The organism is Exiguobacterium sp. 8H (assembly GCF_902506255.1).
GTDB classification, from domain to species: Bacteria; Bacillota; Bacilli; order Exiguobacteriales; family Exiguobacteriaceae; genus Exiguobacterium; species Exiguobacterium profundum.
The window spans coordinates 1-1776 of the sequence record NZ_LR733437.1 but is presented as its reverse complement, the minus strand read 5'-3'; the positions used below and the strand labels follow the sequence as shown (position 1 = coordinate 1776).

1 protein-coding gene is annotated in these 1776 nt (G+C 65.1%); it reads right to left on the bottom strand.

The features are described from left to right. Positions 1-1724 (bottom strand): hypothetical protein (locus GVY43_RS15310; RefSeq protein ID WP_236548999.1); only part of this gene is annotated, 1724 nt, incomplete at its 3' end. Positions 1725-1776 lie beyond the last annotated feature (52 nt).

Sequence of the window (1776 nt, the reverse complement as noted above, 5' to 3'; positions counted from 1 at the left end):
GTGGACGGGTCCGATGGCACCGGCGTTCCGCTGCCCGGCGGCGTACCGGTAGCAGTGGCGGAGTTCGTCGTTGACCCCCGATCGACGTCAGCCTGGGTCAGGGTGTACGTGGCGGTGAAGGTCCTCGATGCTCCCGGTGCCAGGGACGCAACCGAGGCCGGTGTCAGCGTGCCGAGCTGACCAGAGCCGTTGAAGTCGGAGTCATCGACAGTGACATTCGACATGGTCACGTTGCCGGTGTTCGTCGCCACGAACGAGTAGGTGATCCGCTGCCCGACCGTGTAGGAACTCTGCCCCGACGGGCTCGCCGACTTCACAACCGACAGCGACGGATTTGCCGACGCCGGGATCCTCACTGAGGACGGACCCGACGTCACCGGATCACCAGTGGGCGGAGTTCCCGAAGCGGTGGCCGTGTTCGTCAGCGCACCGGAGTCGACATCCGCCTGGGTTGTCGTGTACGTCGCAGTGAACGTTCGCGACGCTCCCGGCGCAAGCGATGCAACCGATGCTGGCGAGATCGCGCCGAGGGTGCCGGTACCGGAAAAATCTGCGTCATCGACGGTCACTCCGCGCAGCGTGACGTTCCCGGTGTTCGTCGCCTTGAACGAGTACGTGATCGACTGTCCAGCACTCGTGATCTGCTGACGGTTCGCCGTCTTGTCCACCGTCAGTGCCGGCGCCGGGTTCGCCGGCACCGTCACCGTCGACGGCGGCGAGTCCACCGGTGTGCCGCCTGGCGGGGTACCGGTCGCGGTCGCCGAGTTCGACGTGGACCCACGGTCAACGTCCGCCTGCGTCAACGTGTACGTCGCGGTGAAGGTTGTCGACCCTCCCGGCGCGAGCGTCGCGACCGAGGACGGAGAAACCGGGCCCAACTGCCCCGACCCGGTGAACCCCGAATCGTTCACCGACACGTCCGAGAGGGTCACGTTGCCGGTGTTGTTGACAACGAACGAGTACGTGATTTCCTGACCAACCGTGTACGCCGAAGCCGCCGACGGACTGGCAGACTTCGTCACCGTCAATGCCGGAGCAGCGTTCGCGGGGACCGTCACTGTGGACGGAGTCGACGTCAACGGCGTACCACCGGGCGGTGTGCCGGTCGCGGTCGCCGTGTTCGAGGTCGTCCCGCGGTCCACGTCAGCCTGCGTCAGTGTGTACGAGGCGGTGAACGTGCTGGACGCGCCCGCAGCAAGCGATGCAACGGAAGACGGAGAGACCGCGCTCATCTGCCCGGAACCGGTGAAGGCGGTTTCGTTGATGTTCACATTCGAAAGCGTCGTTGCACCGGTGTTCGTGGCCTTGAACGAGTAGCTCACGACCTGTCCAACCCGGTAGGCCGACGGCGCGGAGGGGTCAGCGGTTTTCGTAACGGTAATGTCCGCCACCGGATGCGTGGTGCAGGCAGTGTTCGTTGTCGCGCAGCTCGTCGGCGTGGCCGTGCCGGTCGGGATCGCGTAGTTCGACAGCACGTGATCGCCCGTGTCTGGGCTATTCACGCGGACCGCATAGGTGACTACCGTCTGTCCGCCGGCGGGAATGATTCCGGAGACCCGGAAGCTGCCGGATGAGACAGCGCTGACGGTCAGGCGCGTACCGGAGGACACAGTGGGCTGCGTGGTGATCGTCGCGTCATCCAGAACAGCAGAGAGCGCATCAGTCTGGTCGACCTGTGCCGGAGCAGTACCGTTCGCATTCGACAAGGTGATCGTGTAGTTCACCGTCTGCCCTGCACGCAGTGCCGTCCCGGATGCAGGATCAGCAGTCTTCGTC